Source organism: Isorropodon fossajaponicum endosymbiont JTNG4 (assembly GCF_016592615.1).
GTDB lineage: Bacteria > Pseudomonadota > Gammaproteobacteria > PS1 > Pseudothioglobaceae > Ruthia.
Genome location: NZ_AP013043.1, coordinates 20,534 through 43,210, shown reverse-complemented (window position 1 = coordinate 43,210; position 22,677 = coordinate 20,534). Strand labels below are relative to the sequence as shown.

The 22,677-nt window shown below is 37.8% G+C and carries 24 protein-coding genes, 2 tRNA genes and 3 pseudogenes; 16 read left to right on the top strand and 13 right to left on the bottom strand.

What is annotated here, in order from left to right; translation table 11 throughout:
• Positions 1-3: 3 nt before the first annotated feature.
• Both CVFO_RS00270 and crcB read left to right on the top strand, forming a co-directional pair.
• Positions 4-1,254 (top strand): replication-associated recombination protein A, encoded by a 1,251-nt coding sequence (locus CVFO_RS00270; protein ID WP_201339629.1) that lies wholly within the window; start codon positions 4-6, stop codon positions 1,252-1,254.
• Positions 1,254-1,646 (top strand): fluoride efflux transporter CrcB, encoded by a 393-nt coding sequence (crcB, locus tag CVFO_RS00265; protein ID WP_201339628.1) that lies wholly within the window; start codon positions 1,254-1,256, stop codon positions 1,644-1,646. The genes CVFO_RS00270 and crcB overlap by 1 nt, the downstream gene beginning before the upstream one ends.
• Here the strand turns inward: crcB and gshB are convergent.
• Positions 1,643-2,605 carry a glutathione synthase gene (gene gshB / locus CVFO_RS00260; RefSeq protein ID WP_201339627.1) on the bottom strand — a complete coding sequence of 321 codons (963 nt, stop codon included), beginning with the start codon at positions 2,603-2,605 and terminating at the stop codon, positions 1,643-1,645. The genes crcB and gshB overlap by 4 nt on opposite strands.
• Before the next feature lie 36 nt (positions 2,606-2,641).
• Between gshB and CVFO_RS00255 the strand changes: the two genes are divergently transcribed.
• From CVFO_RS00255 to CVFO_RS09060, 9 genes are all read left to right on the top strand, one after another.
• Positions 2,642-2,718: transfer RNA gene (locus tag CVFO_RS00255), tRNA-Met, on the top strand.
• Between the two features lie 101 nt (positions 2,719-2,819).
• Positions 2,820-3,281 (top strand): ribosome maturation factor RimP, encoded by a 462-nt coding sequence (rimP, locus tag CVFO_RS00250; RefSeq protein ID WP_201339626.1) that lies wholly within the window; start codon positions 2,820-2,822, stop codon positions 3,279-3,281.
• A 31-nt stretch (positions 3,282-3,312) separates the two neighbouring features.
• Positions 3,313-4,788, top strand: a complete 1,476-nt coding sequence (gene nusA, locus CVFO_RS00245) for a transcription termination factor NusA (RefSeq protein WP_201339625.1) — start codon at positions 3,313-3,315, stop codon at positions 4,786-4,788.
• Between the two features lie 55 nt (positions 4,789-4,843).
• Positions 4,844-7,291 carry a translation initiation factor IF-2 gene (gene infB / locus CVFO_RS00240; protein ID WP_201339624.1) on the top strand — a complete coding sequence of 816 codons (2,448 nt, stop codon included), beginning with the start codon at positions 4,844-4,846 and terminating at the stop codon, positions 7,289-7,291.
• Positions 7,292-7,308: 17 nt separating this feature from the next.
• Positions 7,309-7,647, top strand: a complete 339-nt coding sequence (rbfA, locus tag CVFO_RS00235) for a 30S ribosome-binding factor RbfA (RefSeq protein WP_201339623.1) — start codon at positions 7,309-7,311, stop codon at positions 7,645-7,647.
• 24 nt (positions 7,648-7,671) lie between these two features.
• A complete protein-coding gene (truB, locus tag CVFO_RS00230) occupies positions 7,672-8,580 on the top strand; it encodes a tRNA pseudouridine(55) synthase TruB (RefSeq protein ID WP_201339622.1) in 909 nt (302 codons plus the stop codon).
• On the top strand, positions 8,577-9,203 hold the full coding sequence (locus tag CVFO_RS00225; RefSeq protein ID WP_201339621.1) for a hypothetical protein: 627 nt from the start codon (positions 8,577-8,579) through the stop codon (positions 9,201-9,203). Before truB ends, CVFO_RS00225 begins: the two co-directional genes overlap by 4 nt.
• Positions 9,200-10,468: a phosphoribosylamine--glycine ligase gene (gene purD, locus CVFO_RS00220; RefSeq protein WP_201339620.1), complete on the top strand. Its 1,269-nt coding sequence runs from the start codon at positions 9,200-9,202 to the stop codon at positions 10,466-10,468. Before CVFO_RS00225 ends, purD begins: the two co-directional genes overlap by 4 nt.
• A gap of 127 nt (positions 10,469-10,595) precedes the next feature.
• The gene (locus tag CVFO_RS09060; protein ID WP_281064404.1) at positions 10,596-10,811 is read left to right on the top strand and encodes a ribonuclease H family protein; all 216 of its coding nucleotides are present in this window, start codon (positions 10,596-10,598) and stop codon (positions 10,809-10,811) included.
• Here the strand turns inward: CVFO_RS09060 and CVFO_RS00210 are convergent.
• On the bottom strand, positions 10,783-11,532 hold the full coding sequence (locus tag CVFO_RS00210; protein ID WP_201339619.1) for a BON domain-containing protein: 750 nt from the start codon (positions 11,530-11,532) through the stop codon (positions 10,783-10,785). The two genes, CVFO_RS09060 and CVFO_RS00210, sit on opposite strands and share 29 nt — an antisense overlap.
• Positions 11,533-11,561: 29 nt before the next feature.
• Complete coding sequence (locus CVFO_RS00205; RefSeq protein WP_201339618.1) at positions 11,562-11,909, bottom strand: YraN family protein; 348 nt, start codon at positions 11,907-11,909, stop codon at positions 11,562-11,564.
• On the opposite strand from CVFO_RS00205, the gene rsmI reads away from it, so the two are divergent.
• Positions 11,908-12,738, top strand: a complete 831-nt coding sequence (rsmI, locus tag CVFO_RS00200; protein ID WP_201339617.1) for a 16S rRNA (cytidine(1402)-2'-O)-methyltransferase — start codon at positions 11,908-11,910, stop codon at positions 12,736-12,738. The genes CVFO_RS00205 and rsmI overlap by 2 nt on opposite strands.
• Before the next feature lie 11 nt (positions 12,739-12,749).
• On the top strand, positions 12,750-12,893 hold the full coding sequence (locus CVFO_RS08685) for a hypothetical protein (protein WP_225879275.1): 144 nt from the start codon (positions 12,750-12,752) through the stop codon (positions 12,891-12,893).
• Positions 12,894-13,046: 153 nt separating this feature from the next.
• On the opposite strand, the gene coaE is transcribed toward CVFO_RS08685, so the two are convergent.
• On the bottom strand, positions 13,047-13,652 hold the full coding sequence (gene coaE, locus CVFO_RS00190; RefSeq protein ID WP_201339616.1) for a dephospho-CoA kinase: 606 nt from the start codon (positions 13,650-13,652) through the stop codon (positions 13,047-13,049).
• A gap of 77 nt (positions 13,653-13,729) precedes the next feature.
• On the opposite strand from coaE, the gene CVFO_RS00185 reads away from it, so the two are divergent.
• Positions 13,730-13,806: transfer RNA gene (locus CVFO_RS00185), tRNA-Met, on the top strand.
• A 107-nt stretch (positions 13,807-13,913) separates the two neighbouring features.
• On the opposite strand, the pseudogene CVFO_RS09325 reads toward CVFO_RS00185, so the two are convergent.
• Together CVFO_RS09325 and CVFO_RS00175 are read right to left on the bottom strand one after the other, a co-directional pair.
• Positions 13,914-13,976, bottom strand: a pseudogene (locus CVFO_RS09325) (AlpA family phage regulatory protein); the annotation flags it as partial.
• A 161-nt stretch (positions 13,977-14,137) separates the two neighbouring features.
• Positions 14,138-14,335 carry a hypothetical protein gene (locus CVFO_RS00175; protein WP_201339614.1) on the bottom strand — a complete coding sequence of 66 codons (198 nt, stop codon included), beginning with the start codon at positions 14,333-14,335 and terminating at the stop codon, positions 14,138-14,140.
• A 43-nt stretch (positions 14,336-14,378) separates the two neighbouring features.
• On the opposite strand from CVFO_RS00175, the gene CVFO_RS00170 reads away from it, so the two are divergent.
• Entirely contained in the window at positions 14,379-14,597 is a 219-nt protein-coding gene (locus CVFO_RS00170; protein ID WP_201339613.1) for a hypothetical protein, read from the top strand.
• 577 nt (positions 14,598-15,174) lie between these two features.
• Here CVFO_RS00170 and CVFO_RS09320 read toward each other — a convergent pair.
• The 5 genes and pseudogenes from CVFO_RS09320 to CVFO_RS00145 form a co-directional block, all read right to left on the bottom strand.
• On the bottom strand, positions 15,175-15,477 hold the full coding sequence (locus CVFO_RS09320; RefSeq protein WP_225879372.1) for an STAS-like domain-containing protein: 303 nt from the start codon (positions 15,475-15,477) through the stop codon (positions 15,175-15,177).
• A gap of 65 nt (positions 15,478-15,542) precedes the next feature.
• The gene (locus CVFO_RS00160; RefSeq protein ID WP_201339611.1) at positions 15,543-15,767 is read right to left on the bottom strand and encodes a hypothetical protein; all 225 of its coding nucleotides are present in this window, start codon (positions 15,765-15,767) and stop codon (positions 15,543-15,545) included.
• A gap of 106 nt (positions 15,768-15,873) precedes the next feature.
• Complete coding sequence (locus CVFO_RS00155) at positions 15,874-16,239, bottom strand: ATP-binding protein (protein ID WP_201339610.1); 366 nt, start codon at positions 16,237-16,239, stop codon at positions 15,874-15,876.
• A gap of 584 nt (positions 16,240-16,823) precedes the next feature.
• A pseudogene (locus CVFO_RS00150) lies at positions 16,824-17,930 on the bottom strand (IS3 family transposase).
• Positions 17,931-18,094: 164 nt separating this feature from the next.
• A pseudogene (locus CVFO_RS00145) lies at positions 18,095-18,254 on the bottom strand (transposase); the annotation flags it as partial.
• A 369-nt stretch (positions 18,255-18,623) separates the two neighbouring features.
• Between CVFO_RS00145 and CVFO_RS00140 the strand changes: the two are divergent.
• Positions 18,624-19,004, top strand: coding sequence for a DsrE family protein (locus tag CVFO_RS00140; RefSeq protein WP_201340365.1), 381 nt, complete (start codon positions 18,624-18,626; stop codon positions 19,002-19,004).
• A gap of 44 nt (positions 19,005-19,048) precedes the next feature.
• Here CVFO_RS00140 and lon read toward each other — a convergent pair whose 3' ends face one another.
• Positions 19,049-21,385 (bottom strand): endopeptidase La, encoded by a 2,337-nt coding sequence (gene lon / locus CVFO_RS00135; RefSeq protein ID WP_201339609.1) that lies wholly within the window; start codon positions 21,383-21,385, stop codon positions 19,049-19,051.
• Entirely contained in the window at positions 21,349-22,677 is a 1,329-nt protein-coding gene (hflX, locus tag CVFO_RS00130; RefSeq protein WP_201339608.1) for a ribosome rescue GTPase HflX, read from the bottom strand. The genes lon and hflX overlap by 37 nt, the downstream gene beginning before the upstream one ends.

Here is a 22,677-nt window from a genome sequence, read left to right as displayed (position 1 = left end):
AACATGCCTAACCATAGACCACTTGCTGAAACGTTAAGACCAAAAAGCTTAGATGATTTTTTTGGCCAATCACATTTACTCAATACCCAACATCCATTTCGCCAAGCGATTGATAGCCAACGATTGCACTCAATGATTTTATGGGGGCCATCAGGTACAGGCAAAACCACTTTAGCAAGGATTATTGCCAGTCAAGTTAAAGGACATTTTGAGCAATTAAGTGCCGTATTAGATGGCGTGAAAGAATTACGAGCAGTGGTTGAAAATGCTAAAAAATTCCAGCAAATCGGCAAACAAACACTACTATTTGTGGATGAGATTCATCGCTTTAATAAAGCCCAGCAAGATGGATTTTTACCACATATTGAATCAGGTTTATTGGTGCTGATTGGGACAACGACTGAAAATCCTTCTTTTGAAATTAATAAAGCGTTACTTTCACGTTTAAGTGTTTATACACTAAGTGTGTTGAACGCACAGGAGCTTGATCAAATATTACAAAGAGCGTTCAAGCATGAGTTATTAACTCCACCAGATGAGGCACTTAGAATGCAAATTATTAGTGCAAGTAATGGTGATGCACGGCGGTTGATTAATATTGTAGAGCAAATTTCTTTGTCGGGATTAACCCCATTGAATGCTGAATCGCTCAATCAATTATTACAAGATAAGATCAGTATCTTTGATAAAGGTGGTGATATTTTTTATCAACAATTATCTGCTTTTCATAAATCAGTACGTGGCTCGTCTCCTGATGGGGCTTTGTATTGGATGGCAAGAATGTTGGTTGCTGGGTGCGATGCAAAAACGATTGCCAGACGCTTGTTGGCAATTGCCTCAGAAGACATTGGCAATGCTGATCCACGTGCGCTAGAAATTACGCTAAATGCTTGGGGTATATTTGCACGTGTGGGCGCTAAAGAAGGCAATCGAGCTATTGCTCAAGCTGTGGTGTATTGTGCAGTTGCGCCCAAATCTAATGCCGTGTATAAAGCATTTAACCAAGCGATGGCTGAGGCCAAAGAAACACCAGATTTATCTGTACCAAAACATTTGTGCAATGCACCGACTCAGTTGATGGATGAATTGGGCTATGGAAAAAAGTATCGCTATGCACATGATGAGCCTGATGCATTTGCACGTGGGCAGACCTATTTTCCCAGTGAATTGGGCGAACAAACTTATTATCAGCCTAGCAATCGAGGTTTAGAGATTAAAATTGGTGAAAAATTGAAACAACTAAGAGGTTTGTAATGAGTGTTTTTCCCACAGTTCTAGCAATTGGTATCGGTGCAACTATTGGTGCTAGTATGCGTTATTACTTAACTCAGTTAATGAACGCCACATTTGGTTTAGGTTTCCCTTATGGTACTTTAGGCGTGAATGTCTTGGGCTCGTTTTTGGCAGGCATGTTGGTGGTGATTGTGCTTGAAAAAGCTACTTTACATGAAGCATATCGGTTGATGTTGTTGATTGGCTTAACTGGATCGCTAACAACCATGTCAACCCTATCTTGGGAATCTATTGAAATGGTTAGTCTTGGGCATTATAGACAAGCGGGGCTTAATATCCTGCTTAACGTTGCTCTATCTCTATCTGCTGCTGGTATGGGTGTGGTATTGACTCGATATTTGTTGATTCCTTAGTAGCGATTAGCGCTAATTTTTTGTTCAATAACGTCAAACAATTCACCTACGATATTAAGGTTAAATTGCGCATCTAGCTCGCGAATACAAGTCGGACTAGTAACGTTAATTTCAGTAATGTAATCACCAATAACGTCTAGCCCAACAAATATTAAGCCTTTGGCTTTAAGTGTGGGCGTGATTTGTTCGCATAGATATCTGTCTCTATCACTTAATGGCTGTCCCACACCTTTAGCACCAGCAGCAAGATTGCCTTTAAAACTACCCTTAGCAGGAATGCGAGCAAGTGCATAATCGACTGGTTTGCCATTAATCAACAAAATACGTTTGTCACCCTTGTCAATATCGGGCAAAAACGCTTGAGCCATGATTGGGCACTTGCCGTTGTTTGTTAGGCGTTTTAATACGGCATCTATGGTTGTATCATGCGTTTCAAATTTGAAAATATCACGCCCACCCATGCCATCAAGCGGTTTAATGACAGCAGTATTTTGCGTTTTGATAAAAGCTTTAATCTTGCTTTGGTTAGCACTGACTAGTGTTTTGGGCATACAATGTGGGAAATTAAGGGCAAATAATTTCTCATTGGCATCGCGCAAGGATTGGGGCTTATTAACGACTAATACGCCTTTATTTTCAGCTTGCTCCAATAAATAAGTGCTGTAAATATAGGTCATATCAAAGGGCGGGTCCTTGCGCATTAAAATAACGTCAAATTCATCAAGCACCATGACTACATTGGTTTCTTTTTCAAACCAATGATCAAGATTATCTCTAACTGTGGTTTTTGCACAATCGGCAAATACTGAACCATCTTGAGCGAACAAATCAGCAGTATCAAAGGTGTAAATCTCCCAGCCTCGTTTTGATGCTTCTAACATCATGGCTAAGGAGGAGTCTTTTTTTGGATTAATAGTGCTGATATCATCCATTAATACGGCAATTTTTATTTTTTTCATATTGAAATATTATAGTGTATAATTTGCACCCTTTAGTGCGGGGTGGAGCAGTTCGGTAGCTCGTCGGGCTCATAACCCGAAGGTCATAGGTTCAAATCCTGTCCCCGCTACCAGTTAAGCGCTTTTTTATTATTATTGTTAATAAAAGAGTTGATTAAGACCCCCTTTCTAGGGGGTTTTTGTTATGCACAGAAAGGCGAATGAGTAGAAAAATATGGCAAGGGTGACTGACAAAATTACCCATTTAATTGAGCCTGTTATTAAGGACATGGGCTACGAGTTGGTGGGCATTGAATATGTTGCTAGCGGTAAACATAGTATCTTGAGGGTTTTTATTGATACAGATAAAGGCGTTGGTGTTAATGATTGTGAAAAAGTCTCTCGTCAATTGAGTAGTATTTTTGATGTCGAAGAGCCGATTAGTGGCCAATATGCCTTGGAGGTTTCATCGCCTGGTATTGAACGCCCATTGTTCCATAAGGGGCATTATCAGCGTTTTTTAGGTGCTGATGTTAAGTTGCGTATGGTTAGGCCGATTGATGGGCAACGTAATTTTTTTGGCTCGATTGGTCGTATTAGTGAGGTTGATAATACAATTGAGCTGGTCGGTGAATTAGGTCCAGTTATTTTGGATATTGACCTGATTGAAAAAGTAAATTTAGTGGTTGATTTTTAAGCCCAGTTGGGTAATTTAGGAGAATAAAGACATGGACGGCAAAGAATTATTTTTAATGGTTGAGGCAATTTCAAACGAGAAAAACATTTCTAAAGAAGAGGTGCTTGAGTCGTTAGAAGAGGCATTAGCTATTGCGACAAAAAAACACAATAATATTGATGCACATGTTGAAATTGACAGACAAACGGGCGAATTTTTAACCTTTAGGCAGTGGATGGTTATAGCAGACGGCGAGTCGTTTGTTGATGATGATGGCACTGAGTTTGATTCAGAATTGCACATTTATGCAAAAGAGGCGAACAGTGTAGCAGTTGATGATTATGTGCGTAAGCCGATTGAAACGCAAGAGTTTGGTCGTATTGCAGCACAAATTGTTAAGCAAGTGATTATCCAAAAGGTTCGTGAGGCAGAAAGAGAGGTGATTGTTAATGATTATTCTTCTCGTATTGGCGAGGTGATTATGGTTACGGTTAGGCGGGTTGATAGAGGCAATGTTTATGTGGATATGGGCGGTGTTGATGGCATGATTCCTAAATTTGACCTTATTCCTAATGAATCAGTGCGTAAAAATGACCGTTTAAGGGCCTATATTAAAGAGGTGAAATCCTCTGTTCGTGGTGCGCAAATTTTCCTATCGCGCAGTGTGCCTGAAATGATGATTGAACTGTTTAAAATGGAAGTGCCTGAAATTTCTGAAGGCGTGATTGAGATTATGGGCGGCAGTAGAGACCCAGGTTTGCGCTCGAAACTAGCAGTCAGAGCCAAAGACAAGCGCATAGACCCCATTGGTTCTTGCATTGGCATGCGTGGTGCGCGTGTTCAGGCGGTATCAAATGAGCTGAATGCTGAGCGTGTTGATATCATTCTTTGGGATGAAGATCATGCACAATTTGTGATTAATGCAATGGCACCTGCGCAGGTGAGTTCAATTATTGTTGATGAAGACAAACACTCAATGGACATCGCAGTTGAGAATGACCAGTTAGCATTAGCCATTGGTCGTGGTGGTCAAAACATTAAGCTTGCTTCTCGTTTGACTGGTTGGAAATTAAATGTAATGTCAACAACCCAAGCTGATGAAAAACAAGCGCAGGAAACGCTAAAAATTAGCGACAAACTTGCTGATCAATTAGGCGTTGATTCTGAAGTGGCAGGCGTATTGATTGAAGAAGGATTTGGCAGTGTGGATGAGTTGGTTGATGCAGATGCACAAGTTTTAGAAAGTATAGAAGAGTTTGACACATCAATGGTTGAAGAACTTCAAGAGCGCGCATCAGATGCACAATTAGTACAGGCTTTGGGAGATGCTGAGGCTTCTGAGGTATTAATGAGTGTTGAAGGCGTTAGTGAAGGCTTGACGAGTGCATTAATTGAAGCAGACATTGTCACTGTTGATGACTTAGCGGAGTTATCTATCGATGAATTGCTCGATATTCAAGATATGGATACCGGGATAGCATCGAGTATTATCATGACCGCAAGAGAAAATGAAGGATGGTTTGATTAATTTAGCGTTAGAATTTATTTAAGTTAATAATTATAAAAAAAATATAGGCAAGCATATGGCACACACAGTTCAAACACTCTCTAAATTATTGAAAAAGACGCCTGATGAGGTAATCACAATTCTGGATAATGCTGGCGTTTATGGTAAAAATTTAGACTCTGTCATTTCAGCAGAAGAAAGAAAATTTTTGATGAGCAGTCTTTCAAAACGCTCAAGTAGTAAATCTAGTATGTCTGTCTCTCGTAAGGTAGGTACTAAGTCTAGTACCGGTTCAGCAAGTGGTATTAAGGTGCAAGTTAAGAAAAAACGCCTTACAAAGTCAGCCACAACGACTGATAAACAGCCTGAAATCGCTGTTAATAAAGCTGCTCAAGCTGCTCAAGCCGCCTTGGATGCTGGTCGTGATGCAGATGAAAAATTATTAGTCCAAGATGCCAAGCGTTTGGAGATGATGCGTTTGCAAAAAACCCAAGTAGAGGCACTAAAAGCCCAGAAAGAAACGGTCAAACAAGCGTCAGTGCAAGAAACTGCAAAAAAAGTTGAAAAACCCAAAACGTCGGATAAGTCTAAAGAAGATAAAAAACCTAAACGCTTGCGTAATGCACCTAGTGGTAATAATACTCGCAGGCAACTTCACGTTGTTAGACATAATCCAAATCGAAAGCTGAAGAAAAAAGACAGAACACGCTTGTCACAAAAAGTACAAGAAGAGCAGGCGCAACATGCTTTTCAAAAGCCTGTTGAAAAAGTGATTCATGAAATCGCTATTGCTAAGAATATTAAAGTAACCGAACTTGCACAAAAGATGGCTACCAAAGCTGGAGAAGTGCTTAAAGTGTTGATGGGCATGGGTGTTATGGTAACACTAAATGATGTGATTGACCAAGATACCGCCATGTTAGTTGTAGAAGAAATGGGGCATAAAGGTATTGCCAGTGTTGAAGAAACTATTGAAGATGTATTAATTGAGCAATCAAAATCTAGTGGTAATGAAAGTGCTAGACCACCTATTGTAACCATTATGGGTCATGTTGACCATGGCAAAACCTCATTGCTTGATTACATTCGTCAAACCAAAGTAGCGCACGATGAAGCTGGTGGTATTACGCAACACATTGGTGCTTACCAAGTTCAATCCAATGGTAATACCATTACTTTTATTGACACACCAGGGCATGCAGCGTTTTCGAAAATGCGCTCTCGTGGCGCTAATGCAACTGATATTGTTATTTTGGTGGTAGCTGCCGATGATGGCGTGATGCCACAAACGATTGAGTCTATCAAACACGCACAAACCGCAGGCGTGCCAATAATTGTTGCCATTAATAAGATAGACAAGGAAGGAATGGATATTGACAAAATTAAGCAAGCTCTTTCAACGCATAATGTTATCTCTGAAGACTGGGGTGGCGATGTGATGATGATACCCGTATCAGCGCATACTGGCGAAGGTGTGGATGCTTTATTAGACGCAATTTCACTAACTGCTGAGGTTTTAGAATTTTCAGCTGTGATTAAAGCGCCAGCACATGGTACTGTACTAGAAGCACGCCTTGAAAAAGGCCGTGGCAAAGTCACCACTATTTTGGTGCAATCGGGCACGTTGAACAAAGGCGATATCATGATTGCTGGATTTGAATATGGCAAAGTGAAGCAAATTGTGGATGATAAAGGCAAAGTACTTAAATCAGCCACACCGTCAATGCCTGTAGAGGTGCTAGGCTTGTCTGGTGTCCCTAACTCTGGTGATGAAGTGTTGGTGGTGGATAGTGAGCGTAAAGCTCGTGAAGTGGCTGATTTTAGAAAAGCCAAAGATCGTGAAGCACAATTGCAAAAACAACAAGCATCGAAGATGGAAAACTTCCTAATGAAAATGGAAGAAGGCGATGTTTCAACCGTTAATATATTGCTTAAAGCGGATGTTAGAGGTTCGGCGCAAGCATTGATTGAAACCTTGGAAGAATTATCAACGGATGAAGTTAGAGTAAAAGTAGTGTCAAGTGGTGTTGGTGGTATCAACAATACTGATATTACACTAGCGGCAACTTCTAACGCTTTGGTGCTTGGCTTTAATGTGCGTGCTGATGCCGTTGCACGTAAGACGGCTGACAATGAAGGTGTTCGTGTTGAGTATTATTCAATTATTTATAATTTAATTGATGATGTTAAGGCGATTATGAGCGGTTTACTCAGCCCTGAATTGAGTGAAAATATTATTGGTATTGCCTTTGTTAAGGATGTATTTAGATCTCAAAAAATGGGTGATATTGCAGGGTGTATGGTTGAGGAAGGTGTGGTCAGGCGTGACAGCCCAATCCGAGTATTGCGCGATAGCGTGGTTATTTTTGAGGGTGAGCTAGAATCACTAAGACGCTTTAAAGACGATGTTAATGAAGTGAAATCAGGTACTGAATGTGGTATTGGCGTCCTTAATTACACAGATGTTCAGCCGGGCGATCAAATAGAAGTTTTTGAACGTGTTGAAAGGGCACGTACACTTTAATTGAGTTTTTGATACAAGTGTTAGAACAAGCCTCTTATAGAGTTGAAAGAATTAACGAACTTATTCGTCGTGAGTTGACGTTATTATTAAGAACTGCTACTAAAGACCCAAGATTAAGTGGCGTGGTGATTACTGATGTATTGGCAAGTCGTGACTTAAGCAGTGCCAAGGTTTTTTATACAGTCACTAAAGAAGACAGGGCAGTGGTTGAGCCGTTACTTGGTAAAGCCAGTGGTTTTTTTCGTTCGCGTTTGTCAAAAACGCTAGAGCTTCGCCATACACCTGCACTTAGATTTATCTTTGATCCTGCGCCTAACACGGGCGCAAGAATTGAACAACTACTGTCTAAACTTTAACAGACTGTTGCATCAACTCACCCCATGTCAAGACGCAATCCAAAAGGTAGGGACATTAATGGTATTGTTTTATTAGATAAAGATGTTGGCTTAAGTTCTAATGCTGCCTTACAAAAAGTAAAACGACTTTTTTTTGCTAAAAAGGCGGGACATGCAGGCGCGCTAGACCCTTTGGCAAGTGGCATTTTGCCAATTTTTTTAGGCCAAGCAACTAAAGTTGCACAATTTTTACTAGAGGATGATAAGCGTTATTTTGTGCGCGCTAAATTGGGGCAAATGAGCGATACAGGTGATTGCGAAGGCAGTATTATCAAAGTTCAACCTTTTGAACATCTAAATGAAAGCGAAATTATTAGCGCAGCCACAAGTTTTAAAGGTGATATTTTGCAGATTCCGCCTATGTATTCAGCGCTCAAAAGAGATGGACAACCATTGTATAAACTTGCCAGACAAGGCATAGAGGTAAAAAGAGAAGCGCGCCCAGTTACCATTTATAAAATGACTTATCTTGGTTATGAAAATGGCATACTTTCGCTTGAAGTAACGTGTTCTACAGGTACTTATATTCGCACTTTAATAGAAGATATTGGCAAAAAACTAGGTTGTGGTGCACATGTTGTTGAGCTCAGGCGCACAGGCTTTGCACATATTGATGTCAGCCAAACCTTTAAATTTTCTGATCTTGAGGCGTTGGCATCGGATGATTATCAAGCGCTAGATGAGAAAATTCTTGCTAGTGAGACCATGCTACCAAATCTTGAGGGTGTTCATCTGAGTGAGACTCAAAGTGTGGATATCAAGTTTGGTAGAGAAGTTCAAACAGATAAGCAAGGATTGCTCAAAGTAAAATTATTTGATGAGAAAAAACAATTTTTGGGCATTGGACAGCGTCAAGAAAATGGGATAATTGCACCAAAAAGGTTATTTGTATGAACAAAAAAGAGGCACTAGTCGGCTATTATTTTAATAACAATCTAATGCACTCTATCAAGGGTGATAAAAGCCTGCGAGAAAGTGTTTATAACCGTGAGCGAGCTTTTAATATTGTCGATGACCACTTAGACGAGTTGGTCGATGTTTGGCTATTTTTGTTGCTTAAAACGGGCGCATATCGTTTGGTGATTGGGCTTAATAATGCAGAAGTGCGTGTTGCCTCAGTATTTGATCCGTTTAATACCGAGGTGCATTTGGCAGATGATTTGCTAAAGCCTGACTATGTTTATTTTCATTTTAATAAAATTAGCCTTGATGAAAAGGACAAACTTATTAAACGCATCTACCTAATGCTTGAAAAAGACAAGACCTTTGCCCTTCTTTCAAAAGATTGGCAACAGTCTTTATTAGATAGAAATCAAAAAATGCAGCAGTTAACCCATGAGGATGATTTGCATTTTATCTTACAAAACATTCCAAAATTACGCCATCTTGAGGGCTATTATTTACGCTCAATTACCATTAATTTGTTTAATTCAACCGTATCAATGTTGTTTAATTGCGATGGTACGCAAATTATGTCACATAAAAAATTTAAAGAATTTATTACGGAGTACTTATGAAAGTTTTAGTTATTGGTGGCGGTGGTCGTGAACACGCTTTAGCTTGGCAGTGTGCCAAATTTGATGCAGTCAGTCAAGTGTTTGTTGCCCCTGGCAATGCTGGCACACAGTTAGAAAATAAGTTGGCTAATGTTGATATTGCTGTAGAGGATGTAGCAAGTTTAATTACTTTTGTAAAAGCCAATCAAATTGATTTAACCATTGTTGGTCCTGAAGCGCCACTGGTAATAGGCGTGGTTGATAATTTTCAAGCCGAGGGTTTGGCAATTTTTGGACCCACTCAAGCCGCTTCACAACTTGAGGGCTCTAAGGCATTTTGCAAGGATTTTTTAAAGCGTAATAATATTCCCACAGCGTATTATGGTGTATTTACTGACGTAGACTCTGCTACTCAATATGTTAAAAATAAAGGCACACCCATCGTCATTAAGGCTGATGGCTTGGCTGCAGGCAAGGGCGTGATTATTGCTCATACGCAAGCTGAAGCCGAAGGTACAATTATTGATATGTTGCAAGACAATCGTTTTGGCAAAGCAGGCTCACGTGTGGTGATTGAAGAGTTTTTGAGTGGCGAAGAAGCAAGTTTTATTGTGATGTGTGATGGTAAAAATGTTTTACCAATGGCAACCTCACAAGACCATAAAGCCCGTGATAATAATGATAAAGGTCCAAACACTGGTGGTATGGGCGCTTATTCTCCAGCACCTATTGTTACTGATGAGATTTTTCAGGCAGTGATGGATAAAGTTATTTACCCAACTGTTAATGCAATGGCAGCAGAAGGAAATACCTACACAGGGCTTTTATACGCAGGATTGATGATTGACCAAGATAGTAATTTTAAAGTATTGGAATATAACTGTCGTTTTGGCGACCCTGAAACCCAGCCAATTATGATGCGTCTTAAGTCTAATCTAGCAGACTTATGCCTATTGGCAACGCAACAAAAACTAGACCAAGCAAGTATTGAGTGGGATGAGCGCACTTGCCTTGGTGTGGTTTTAGCTGCACAAGGCTATCCAAATGCTTACAAAACCAACGAATTAATTACACTGCCAAAAAATAGCCAAGACGCTAAAGTTTTCCACGCAGGAACAAAACTAGAAAATGGCAAGGTTCTCTCCAGTGGTGGGCGCGTTTTATGTGCAACTGCTTTGGGTGAAGGTATCTTAGATGCTCAAACTAAAGCCTACCAATTGGTGAAAAAAATCAATTGGGAGGGTGCTTATTATCGGGATGATATCGGCTTTAAAGCTATTGTATAGCTAGTAGAAAAATAAATGTTATTAAGCATGACGTTATTTTTTTTGAAATTTTCTTTAAGTGTGGAAGTCACCCTTTGAACCATTTGAGTTAGATTGAAGAGAGTGTTAATGATTATTGCGGGTGTGGATGAAGTTGGCAGAGGTTGTTATTTTACCAAATGATTTTGGTTTGTCTGAATTGACTGATTCAAAAAAGCTTAGTGAGAAAAAGCGTGAGATTTTATATACACTGATTACTCATCAATGCCAGTGGGCAGTGGGCGAGGCAAGTACGATGACAAAGTTTGGCACCATTAATGAGCACCGATATTCATTTACTCCGGTGAAAAATTTGTCCCTGTAGTATTGCTACCTAGCGCCCTAATTTGACGCTGTAGGTCGGCTTTCTTTGCCTCAAGCTCGGCTTGTTGTTTTTCAAGTTCAATTCTACGCTTATCCTCAAGTGCTTTAAGCCTATCACGTTCTATTTCAGCTTTGGGACGAGTTTTTAGATAATCAAATAACTTTACAACCTTGTAAGTGCCTTTGGCTTTAGCAGCAGTTTTGGCGGCCATATCTGCTTCGCGTTTAGTTAAAGCACCCATTAAATAAATCACTTGGTCTTCAGTCATTACTCGAACATGGGTTGGATGAAACACTTCCTGGTTTTGAAATAAGAACTCGACTTGTATGGTGATGGTTGAATCTTTGGCTCGGCTGAGCAGCCCGCTTGAAGACCCAAGTTTGATTTCATTAAATATTTGTGAAATTTTTGGCACTTGAAGTTGTGCTTGCTTGCTAGCATAAATGCGCATTTCGGGTGTTGATACTTCTCCAGTAATGAGTACTGTTTTGTTATAAACCATGAAATTAAGATGCGCATCACTTAGTGTTGAATCTTCGCCAGACCAGGTTAATAGCCTTAAAGCAATAGTTTTATCATCTAGTATTTCTCCAATACTACGTCTGTCATTACTTATTGAAATGACCGAACTAACGGTTGAGGCGCCTTGAATGGTTGGTGCACAACTTGTTAGAAATAAAGAGATTGCTATTAGAAGTATTGATAGAGTGATTTTTTTCATGATGTTTAGTTTTCGAAAGCGTCTTTTATCTAATTGATTTTAGGATATTTTAAATCAGATTCAAGCCCGATAACATCAAACCTGCACAGATAATCTTGATATTTTTGATGTCTTTGTAAATATAATTCAGCAGTGCGAATTATATTTGCTTGCTTTTTGTGAGTAACCGTTTCTATCGCAGTGCCAAAACGAATATTAGCACGATAGCGAACTTCAATAAAAACTAATGTTTGGCTAATTTTATCAAGCATAATAATATCTATTTCACCCAATAGGGTTAAATAATTTTTTTCAATGAGTTTAAGACGCTGTTTGGACAAATATGCCAATGCAATGTCTTCTGCCTGATTGCCAATTTTTCTTTTAAAACTAAACATGAACGGAACGCTTTATATTGTTGCCACACCAATTGGAAACCTAGATGATATCACTTTTAGGGCGATTGAAATGCTAAAAATAGTTGATATTATTCTAGCAGAGGACACACGCCATTCCAAACACTTGCTTAATCATTATGACATTACAACACCCATGTATGCCTTTCATGAACATAATGAAAGGCATAAAACGCCCGATGTAATCAGTGAATTATTAGCAGGCAAGCATATTGCGTTGATTAGCGATGCAGGCACACCACTTATTAGCGACCCAGGCTATGTATTAGTGAGCGAGGCAAAAAAAGCAGGTATTAGTGTGTCACCCATTCCTGGCTCTAACGCCATGATTAGCGCAATTAGTGCATCAGGGATTGCTAGCGATAAATTCAGTTTTTTTGGTTTTTTACCCAGTAAGCAATCAGCACGTCTGAAAGCAATTCGTTCAATTGCTCACATCAATGAAGTGGTTATTTTTTATGAATCGCCTAAACGCATTCTTTCCTGTGCGCAAGATTTACAAACGGTACTAGGTAATGAGCGCATTGTTTGTTTTGCCAAAGAGTTGACTAAGTCGTTTGAGACGATTAAAACAGACACTTTGTCAAATTTGATTGATTATTTACAAACAGATGACGCACACCAAAAAGGTGAGTTTGTGATTCTTATTTCTGCGGTAGATAAAGATAATAAAATATCAGGAGAGGAGGTGTTGGATAAAATATTACCCATTTTACTCGCTGAGATGGGTGCAGCAAAAGCCGCTAAGCTTGCAGCCAAAATAACTGGTATTGATAAAAAATACTGCTATCAGCGCGCTATTGGTTTATAAGGATTTTTTTGATGAGCTTTTATACACGGCATATTTTCTTTTGTAACAACATGCGTAAAAACGGCAAGGCGTGTTGCGCACAACTTAATGCTAAAGTGATGTATCGTTACGCTAAAGATAAATGTCGCCAAGAGGGTATTTATGGGCGAGGGTAAAATTGGGGTCAGTGAGTCGCGCTGTTTGGGAGCTGTGAATATGGACCTGTGGTAGTTGTTTATCCTGATAATGTTTGGTATCAGTATATTGATGAAGAGGATATTAATGATATTATCACCAAACATCTAATTAATGGTAATGTTGTTAAAAGACTACAAATTGATTAATTTTTTATACAATTGATTAATTTTCTGAGTTAAGTCAGCGATACCTAGGTTATTTTCAATAATATCAACAGGCAATTTGTCACACAATTCTAAGCGCAGTAAATGACTAATTTGTACAGAAACCATGTTTTTTGCTTCTTTTAGATTAATATTGTCGCGAATAATTAGCCTTTTTAGTTGTTGCTCTTTATTGCACTCAACAATAATTGCCCTATCAAACAAATGAGTAAGGTTTTTTTCAGCTAATAATGGTATTTCAACCACCACTAGTTTGCTTTCTAATTTCTCAATTTCAGTTTGCATGCGCATTAGTATTTCTGGATGCAATACCGTTTCAATTAATTGTTGATTAGATTTACTTTCTAATAAAAGCTGACGCAAAACGCCACGATTAAGGCTTTTATTAGTATTAAAAATGTCATTACCAAAGTGTTTTACTAACTCTTTAAGTCCAGGCATGTCAGGTTTGACAACTTGACGTGCAAGTTTGTCAAGACTGATAACATCCACGCCCAAACCGCTTAAGATTTGACTTGTCTTTGATTTGCCACAAGCAATGCCACCCGTTAGTGCTATTTTAATGATTGACATAGTAAATTGATTTTATCAATATTACGCTTTATCTATTGACATTTACGTTAAATCTTTCGATAATACCCCCTTCTTATGGTTATGTAGCTCAGCTGGTTAGAGCACAGCATTCATAATGCTGGGGTCGGTGGTTCAAGTCCACCTATAACCACCATATTTTTTATAATAAAACCCTTTTAAATCAAGTATTTAAGAGGGTTTTTTATTTCCAGTTTTCAAAAAATATACCACTTTGTATACCAGTTATTTTTTGTAGTGAGTTTATTTATTTTTTAGCCACTGATTGATTTCGCTGAGTTTCCAACCTATGCTATTTTTACCAAAGGCTTACTCTTTTTGAAAAGAGCCGTAGCCCTCCATTCTCCAAATGGTAGTGCGTGATAATCCTATCATTTCTTGCAACTCTTGTATTCTGATAATTCTGTCCACTTTATCATTGGTGTTAGGTGTGATGTTATTTTGTGTTGTTTGACTGAGTAAATACTCTACCAACTGATAGCCAAAAACCCATAATTTTTGGATTTGATGTAATTGATTTGATTGCTGGTAATTAAACTTTCTAGCTCTTTTTCACTGGTGCGTAAAAACAAACCAGCTCCTTTGGTGTCAAATCTGCCGTACAAAGGAACACCCATATTATTGGCAATATTGATAAAATCATCGTCAAATTTTTTATGGGACATTAAAATAGTAAGTTAAATTGATTGGGTATATTATAATATCGGCATGGCTACAGAGACTGTTTTTAATCCAAAAGATAATACTACAAAAGAAAAATTTACTTCTTTTAAGTATGTAAACAGTTGTTATGTGCAAGATAGAGAAAATCTTAACAAAAATACCGATTTTCTAGGTGAACGTAAAGAAGCCAAGCAAAAAAAGCATATGCCATTAGCAGAAATAGCCTTAAACAGGCGCATCAGTCAATTCATGATAATGAATTGAAACAAGCTCTTAACAATGGGGTTATTAATCAAAAACAGGTTAGGAGTTTTAAACAAAGCCAACATATGCTGGAGATGGAAAATCGGAGAGAAAATAGTTTAGAGAAAAGTCATCAAGCTGACAAAAGCTAGCAAAGATAATAAGTAGAGGTAGTTCTGTTTGTCAAAAATTCAATAAATAAACTAGAAATGTTTGCGCTTTACTTCTTTAAGAAGACTGCCTAAATTTTCAATCATTAATGCGGATGTCTCTTGATATAATTGCTCTTTTATGTTTTTGCTTAAAGTGGACAAGTTCCTCCTAATGCCACTAAGTTTTTCTTTTACCTCATTATTCTGTTTTTTATTTTTTAAACTCAAATTGGATAATAAATTATCTATAGCTAGTGCAATTTCAGCCTCTTTATCTTCATTAAAATTACCCGGAGTGGTTGGTTAATATTAATAAATTTTTAATTTTTTTAATATATTTTTGAAAACTATTGCAACGATTTACCTGATTCATATATCTTCACTACTCCACATAAATACTAGCGATATAACTATTGGAATAAGAATATTTTCCAAAAACCAAGGCATTATTTTTGTGTATTTTTTATATAAATATATATATCTTCAATGTAGTCGGTTCGATCTGAAATAATCTCAATGTGTTTTTTGAATGTTTCTAAATCCCATTTTTTACTTCGAGCAAGTCCTGCAAATGCCTCTTCAAGAAACGAGGGTAAAATTCTATTCTTAACACCATTAAGGTCAACTTTTATAAATGTATACTCTTTGATACTAGGCAAGAGAAATTCCTCTCTAAATTCTTCGCCTGACGAGCCTGCACTTTGACTTTTATAACGATAACCAGTATATTTGCTAAAGTCTTCAGCAATTACAATTGTGTGTGTTTTATCGCTTGCTATTATTCACATGGAGCATAAGTAAAACATATTGTACATTATTCGAATGCCTTGATAGGAATGACAATTTCAATTATAGTGCCAAAAATCTTGGTTTTAAACGTTGATTTATTACCTACACTACTATAAAAACCATCATGGCTATAAACATTTAAAAAGCCTGAATTATATTTATCTATTTCATCTTTTATTTTCTTCAACCCTGTCCCTCTTCCTGCTCTATTTTGTGTTAAATTACCTTTATAACTTTGACCTTTTGTCAACCTTAAAAAGACTTTCAATTGATTCTTTTATATAGCCATTAGCACGGCGTGATGGCGTAAGATTATTCCAAAATATATCCCACTTACTGTCTTGCTCATGATAATTTTAAAACGTTTTTGGAATACCGATACCATGGTCGCTCACAATAAGACACAATGATTTTTTATCAACAGTATACTGTGCAAATAAAACCCAATGTTTTCCTATGCTTTTTTCATATGCATGATCAAAAATGTTTAATATAGTTTCCCCAATATTCAACTCTAAATTATCCCTATAATCATCTATGTTTTTCACTTCTTTATTACAACAAAAATCAATTATATTGTGCGCTTCTTGAGAAATTTCTTGTGGGTCAATCAATGCATCACCCACAAATTTATACCAATGTTTAACATCTGGAAAGTCATCTATATTGCAGTTTTTTGGTGGCATTCTACCTATCGCATCAAAAATTCCGACTTGCTTCATAATGGCGCAAGTTTTAGGGCTTGTGGGATAGTTGCAAGTAATATGCTTATTTGCTGATTTTGTTCGATATATTGCAAAGAGTAGTACGGCAGTCGCAGCCAGCAGCCGACATAAAATCTATTTTTTTAAAATTTAAGAAAACTCTTTTAGTTTTTGCATCAGAAATTTTATTGGCATATTTAATTGTCGTATCACTATGTTCTGAACTATAAAGGTCTACTTTCTCCTTGAAATTAATAACGCAACTAGGAAAATGGGCAGACTTTTCTTGTTTGATTATTTTCTTTACACACCTTTTATTATGATTAAGACTAGCCTGCTTCCCTGTTCTGACTTTTTTATAAATTTCAAAATAATGTGGGTCATTAATATTCTCTTGGATATGGCTAAAATATTTTTTTTCTTTTCATATTAGTTTGCGATGATTCATCAATATAATATAAACAATGCTTAAATGTCCAAGCGAGGCAGAAAAAGACAATATCCAGCCAAAGGTCAACAGTGTCAAAATCGCAAAAAGTAGATTTTTATCAGGCAGTTGACCAGTTTTTTCGATGCAATGCTCTAACCTACTTGGACACATTTCAAGCCGCTTTTTTCAATTCAGCCATCTTTTGAGCAGGTGTTAAATACCCAATCGCTGAATGAATCCTTTTGTAATTATACAAGTAGATATAACCCTCTACATTTTGCACGACTTCACTATGATTTGCAAAACTTTGATAATTTAATCTCTCAGTCTTCAGACTTCTAAAGAAACGCTCCATGACCGCATTATCCCAACAATTACCTCGCCTGCTCATGCTTTGAGTAATGTTGTTCTTGTTGCAATAATCAATAAAAACTTTAGAAGAGTATTGAGTCCCTTGATCAGAGTGGAACATGTGTTTATTTGTATTGGGCTGGTGTCTAGACACAGCATTACTAAGCGCATCCTTTGCCAACTGAGCATTAGGCTGTTTTGACAATGCCCAACCAACAACTTGTCTTGAGCCTAAATCCAACACACTGGCTAAATAACTCCCACCTTGATAGGTTTTGATATAGGTAATATCACCAACCCAATGCGTATTAATTGATTGCTGCTCAAACACACGATTTAATAGGTTTTTTGCCTTTTTAAACATCAATCTAGTATTAGGGTAATAATGACGCTTTCTTGGGCGTATGGCAACTACATTGGCTTTTTTCATTAGCGTTGCAGTTTGGTAAATACCAATGTTATAACCTTGGTTATTCAAAACTACTCGCATTCTGCGTTTGCCATAGGTGTATCCAACTTCAATAGCAGTTTGTTTGATTAATTTAATCATAGCGTTGGTGTTGTTGTTTACTCGCTTATCTTTGACTTGATAGTAATAACTACTGCGAGGAAGTTTGAGTAATGCTCATAATTCTTTAGTATTGTATTGTTGGCAAGCCTTGTTTATCTTGATAATCATATCACTTGGTGATTGTCCACAGCGAACAAGGCTGTTGCCTTTTTTAAGATTTCATTGTCCCTTTGTGCGCGCCAAAGTTGTTTCTCAAGCAGTTGTATTGTTTGTTGTTCAGAAGTCAGCGCTTTGCCTGACTCTGGTGTTTGTCCACCAAGCTCTGCTAGGTATTGTTTTCTCCATCTGCTAACTGCTGAGGAGCAAGCTCCTGATATTATCATGATTTTTTTTATTGGTGTAATTCTCATGCACCATGAGTTTGGCATAATCTAGTGTTCCCCCCTCAAGGGGGTATTGAACAGAATGTTCAACGGTAAAAGTCACTCGTTGTTTTCTTGATTTATATTGTGTCATTACTGACCTCCTTATGGTTTGTATTATAAGGCTATCTTTGTGTCCAATAAAATTAGACTATTGCAATCACGGGTACCTATGCCTTTGGCATATAGGCTTAATATCTGACTATCAAAAGCACCCAATCGGCGTTTGACCTTTTTCAATAATTAAAGGTTCAAAGCTACCTCTGCGGTCTCTTGGGATAGCAAGTTCAACTTCACCATGATTGCCTTTGACGGTTTTAGGGTCTGTAAGCATTGATAGTTCTCGTTAAATTAGTTAAGTGGTATATATTTTTACAGAGATACTAGTATATATTCAAATATATGCCAATGAATATACCACTTAATCTAATATTTGTAAAGACGGCCTAGGATTGTATAATTCAATTATTACTTATATAGCAGTATTTTTAAAACTAGTGGTAGATTGTACTGATTTGTGTTGGGTTTAGTCAGGAGTATCCTTAGTAAAAATAGGGTATCCTTAGCTGACAGCTAAAGCTGTATTTTGCTTATAATATAAATTCAAGTAAAATAATACTTACTTTTTATCAAAAGATATTTTTTAACCATAGTGAGGAAAGAAATATTACTCAGCATTGTAACACTTATGCTATTAACGCTAAACGCCCAAGCGGCAAATCAGAAATACGTGATTCACATTAGCATAGATAATGCTAGAACACAAAAAATTGTTTTAAATAACGCCGCTAATTTACAAAAACACTACGGTATTGACAATGTTGATGTTGAAATTGTGGCTTACGGTCCTGGGTTAAGTCTATTAACCCAAAGCAATAAAAATACTGATCGTGTTGAATCTATGGCAATGAATAACATTATTTTTAGCGCTTGTCACAATACAATGAAAGCCGTTAAGCGCAAAAAAGGCAAATTTCCAACCCTAACAGATGGGGTTAACATCGTGCCTTCTGGTGTGGTTCGCATTGGGAAATTGCAACAACAAGGCTATTCCTACATTCGCCCTTAAGTTTTTAAAAAGCACTCAATGAGTGCTTTTTTATAGATTAACTATTATTTTTCCAAAGCAATATCCAACACTTCATCAATCCACTTCACTTGAATAATCTTAAGCTTGCCTTTGATTTTCTCAGGCACTTCAGACAATTCACGCTCGTTATCATCAGGGATAATCACTGTTTTAATACCACCACGCAATGCGGCTAACATTTTCTCCTTTAGTCCCCCAATTGGGGTGACTTCACCTCGAAGTGTGATCTCCCCTGTCATAGCAACATCGGCTTTGACCTTTCTACCTGTGAGTACTGATACCAATGCTGTTGTCATCGCTGCACCTGCACTAGGCCCATCTTTTGGCGTTGCGCCATCAGGTACGTGAATGTGAATATCTAGTTTTTCATCAAAATTCTCATCAATGCCAAATTTCTTGGCTCTACTTCTAACTACAGATTTTGCTGCTTGGATTGATTCTTGCATAACATCGCCTAATTGGCCTGTATAGTTGAGTTTGCCTTTGCCTTTATAAGCTGTCGCCTCAATGGTTAATAAATCCCCTCCCACCGAAGTCCAAGCAAGCCCTGTTACTTCGCCCACTTGATTATTTTGTTCAGCCAGTCCAAAACGAAACTTCCTCACACCTAAATATTTTTCCAAACTTGTAACGTCAATATTGGCTTTAGTTTTACGTTTTTTTAAAACCACTTCTTTAACAACCTTTCGACAAATGGTGCTAATCGTCCTACTCAAACCACGCACACCCGCTTCACGTGTGTAATAGCGAATCATGTCTAAAATAGCGCCATCTTGAAACTTAATTTCACTGTCCTTAATGCCATTGCCATTCATTGCTTTTTTAATTAAATGACGCTTGGCAATTTCAACTTTTTCATCTTCGGTATAGCCAGCCAATTCAATAATTTCCATTCTGTCTAAAAGTGGCTGTGGCAAATCAAGTGAGTTAGCAGTTGCTACAAACATGACTTGTGATAAGTCATAGTCGACCTCTAAATAATGATCATTAAAAGTGTGGTTTTGTTCTGGGTCTAATACCTCTAACATCGCCGAAGAAGGATCGCCACGATAATCACTTGCCATTTTTTCAATCTCATCTAACAAAAAAAGTGGGTTTTTAACCTTTGCTTTTTGCATTTTTTGTATGATTGAGCCTGGCATAGCGCCAATATAAGTACGCCTATGGCCACGAATTTCTGCCTCATCTCGAACACCACCAAGTGCCATGCGAACGTATTTACGATTAACTGCTTTAGCAATGGATTCGCCTAAAGAGGTTTTACCCACACCCGGAGGGCCCACCAAGCACAAAATATTAGCCCTGTTATGAGTCACACGTGTTTGCACTGCTAAATGCTCCAAGATACGCTCTTTAACTTTATCCAAGCCATAGTGATCATCATCAAGAATTTTTTGCGCCTTATTAAGATCCTTGTTAATAACGGTTTTCTTTTTCCATGGCGTATCGCACAAGTTTTCAATATAAGTGCGAATAATAGAGGCATCAGATGAGTGTGATGACATGCGAGAAAGTTTTTTTAACTCGCTTTGTGCTTTTTTCTTAGCCTCTTTTGACATCTTAGCCTTGTTGATACTGGCTTGCAACTCCTCAATTTCATTTTCATCTTCAGCCTGACCCAACTCTTTTTGAATGGACTTCATTTGTTCATTCAAATAATAATCACGTTGATTGGATTCCATTTGCTTACGAACGCGTGATTGAATTTTCTTCTCAGTGCCTAATACATCAATCTCGCCTTGAATGACCGATAAGATTTTATTAAGCCTATCTTGGGCATTATCATCACCTAACAAGGCTTGTTTCTCAGACACCTTAAGGTTTAGATTGGCAATAATAACATCACTAAAACGCTCAACATCGCTCACTTCTTGTAACACTTTGAGTACCTCTTCTGGCACTCTTTTATTTAACTTAATATAATTCTCGAAACCACCTAACGCCAAGCGCATCATTGCTTTTATTTCAGTATCATCATTTGACTTTAAGCTAAATTCACTTAAACTCACCTCAGAAAAACCATCAACTTGTACAATTTGTTCAATCTTAGCACGTCTGACTCCTTCAACCAAAACCTTGATGGTGCCATCGGGTAATTTTAACATTTGTAGAATAGTCGCTAACGTGCCCACTTGATACAAATCATCATTCAAAGGTTCTTCTACTTTATCATCTTTTTGAGTCACTAAAAAAATGTATTTATTGGTACCCATTGCTTGAGTAATTGCATTAACAGAGGTTTTTCTGCCAACAAATAATGGCATAACGGTATGGGGGAAAACCACCACATCTCTTAAGGGCAATAGTGGAATATTACCTTTGCTTAAATCAATTTGTTCGTTGGTGAGCTCTGTTCCCATAGCAATGTAACGCCTTTGAAGTTTAGTAATCTAGATAGATAGTGCTTAGTAACAAATATTTCAAGTACCCAAGCCCCAAAATCATCCACTTTTTCATGATGGATATGTCCAATATCATGAATATTACTACGAATATAAGCACTATTAACATCCAAGTGAATCTTTGCACGAGTCATCATACCACTAAGCCGTTCGGCTAGGGCTTGATGAAGAAAATCAACGCCTTTTCCTGTTTGTGCTGAAAGCCAAACTCGATAAATATGCCCATGTTCATCATGATCCATGCGTGGTGCAAAATTATCCAAACAATCAATTTTATTCATCACTAATATACTTGGGATGGTGCTTGCACCAATCTCAAAAATAATATCTTCAACTTGAGCAATTTTCTCAATATTGTACTCATCAGCTGCATCAACAATATGTAATAAAACATTAGCACGCTTAGTTTCCTCTAATGTGGATTTAAACGCATCAACAAGGTCATGAGGTAAGTCTTGAATAAAACCCACGGTATCAGCAATCACTGCTTCTCCAGACGCAGGCAGTATCACGCGTCTAATGGTTAAATCAAGGGTTGCAAAAAGTTGATCATTGGCAAACACTTGTGCATTGGTTAAGGTATTAAACAAAGTTGATTTGCCTGCATTGGTATAACCTGCTAAAGCAATCATAGGCAATTCATTTTTAGTGCGTGATTTTCTGCCCAAATCACGCTGTTTGTGTACTTTGTCCAATCGCTTGGTAATATTTTTAATGCGCACAGCAATCAGTCGCTTATCGGTTTCTAACTGAGTCTCACCAGGACCACGTAGCCCAATGCCGCCTTTTTGGCGCTCAAGATGCGTCCAGCCACGAACTAAGCGTGTTGATAAGTGCCTAAGTTGCGCCAGCTCTACTTGCAACTTACCTTCAAAAGAACTAGCACGCAAAGCAAAGATATCTAAGATTAATCCCGTTCTATCCATCACTTGGCACTTTAGAGATTTTTCTAAATTACGTTCTTGCGAGGGTGACAATTCAGGAGAAAAAATCACCAAGTCCAATGCTAAATCCTCTACCATTATTGCAATTTCTTCAACCTTGCCTGTGCCAATAAAAAACCGAGCTAAGGCTGAATTACGATTCACTTTAATGGTTTTAACGATATCCAGACCTGATGACCCAGCCAGTTCTTTAAATTCAGCTTGGGCATTGTGCGATTGTCTATTACTTGGCAACTCAACATACACCAAAAGCGTTCTTTCGCCTTTGCCAACGGCGTCTTTTTGTTGTTCAAATAATGCCTTCAT

Excerpts from the sequence above, each read along its gene's own strand:
- CVFO_RS00175 (WP_201339614.1), bottom strand. The coding sequence starts at position 14,335 with ATGTCCCATAAAAAATTTGACGATGATTTTATCAATATTGCCAATAAT.
- gshB (WP_201339627.1), bottom strand. The coding sequence starts at position 2,605 with ATGAAAAAAATAAAAATTGCCGTATTAATGGATGATATCAGCACTATT.
- coaE (WP_201339616.1), bottom strand. The coding sequence starts at position 13,652 with ATGTCAATCATTAAAATAGCACTAACGGGTGGCATTGCTTGTGGCAAA.
- crcB (WP_201339628.1), top strand. The coding sequence starts at position 1,254 with ATGAGTGTTTTTCCCACAGTTCTAGCAATTGGTATCGGTGCAACTATT.
- CVFO_RS00205 (WP_201339618.1), bottom strand. The coding sequence starts at position 11,909 with ATGTTTAGTTTTAAAAGAAAAATTGGCAATCAGGCAGAAGACATTGCA.
- CVFO_RS00140 (WP_201340365.1), top strand. The coding sequence starts at position 18,624 with ATGCTATTAACGCTAAACGCCCAAGCGGCAAATCAGAAATACGTGATT.
- CVFO_RS00270 (WP_201339629.1), top strand. The coding sequence starts at position 4 with ATGCCTAACCATAGACCACTTGCTGAAACGTTAAGACCAAAAAGCTTA.
- lon (WP_201339609.1), bottom strand. The coding sequence starts at position 21,385 with ATGGGAACAGAGCTCACCAACGAACAAATTGATTTAAGCAAAGGTAAT.
- rimP (WP_201339626.1), top strand. The coding sequence starts at position 2,820 with ATGGCAAGGGTGACTGACAAAATTACCCATTTAATTGAGCCTGTTATT.
- nusA (WP_201339625.1), top strand. The coding sequence starts at position 3,313 with ATGGACGGCAAAGAATTATTTTTAATGGTTGAGGCAATTTCAAACGAG.
- CVFO_RS00210 (WP_201339619.1), bottom strand. The coding sequence starts at position 11,532 with ATGAAAAAAATCACTCTATCAATACTTCTAATAGCAATCTCTTTATTT.
- CVFO_RS08685 (WP_225879275.1), top strand. The coding sequence starts at position 12,750 with ATGAGCTTTTATACACGGCATATTTTCTTTTGTAACAACATGCGTAAA.
- purD (WP_201339620.1), top strand. The coding sequence starts at position 9,200 with ATGAAAGTTTTAGTTATTGGTGGCGGTGGTCGTGAACACGCTTTAGCT.
- hflX (WP_201339608.1), bottom strand. The coding sequence starts at position 22,677 with ATGAAGGCATTATTTGAACAACAAAAAGACGCCGTTGGCAAAGGCGAA.
- truB (WP_201339622.1), top strand. The coding sequence starts at position 7,672 with ATGTCAAGACGCAATCCAAAAGGTAGGGACATTAATGGTATTGTTTTA.
- CVFO_RS00225 (WP_201339621.1), top strand. The coding sequence starts at position 8,577 with ATGAACAAAAAAGAGGCACTAGTCGGCTATTATTTTAATAACAATCTA.
- CVFO_RS09060 (WP_281064404.1), top strand. The coding sequence starts at position 10,596 with ATGAAGTTGGCAGAGGTTGTTATTTTACCAAATGATTTTGGTTTGTCT.
- rsmI (WP_201339617.1), top strand. The coding sequence starts at position 11,908 with ATGAACGGAACGCTTTATATTGTTGCCACACCAATTGGAAACCTAGAT.
- infB (WP_201339624.1), top strand. The coding sequence starts at position 4,844 with ATGGCACACACAGTTCAAACACTCTCTAAATTATTGAAAAAGACGCCT.
- CVFO_RS00170 (WP_201339613.1), top strand. The coding sequence starts at position 14,379 with ATGGCTACAGAGACTGTTTTTAATCCAAAAGATAATACTACAAAAGAA.
- CVFO_RS00155 (WP_201339610.1), bottom strand. The coding sequence starts at position 16,239 with ATGAAGCAAGTCGGAATTTTTGATGCGATAGGTAGAATGCCACCAAAA.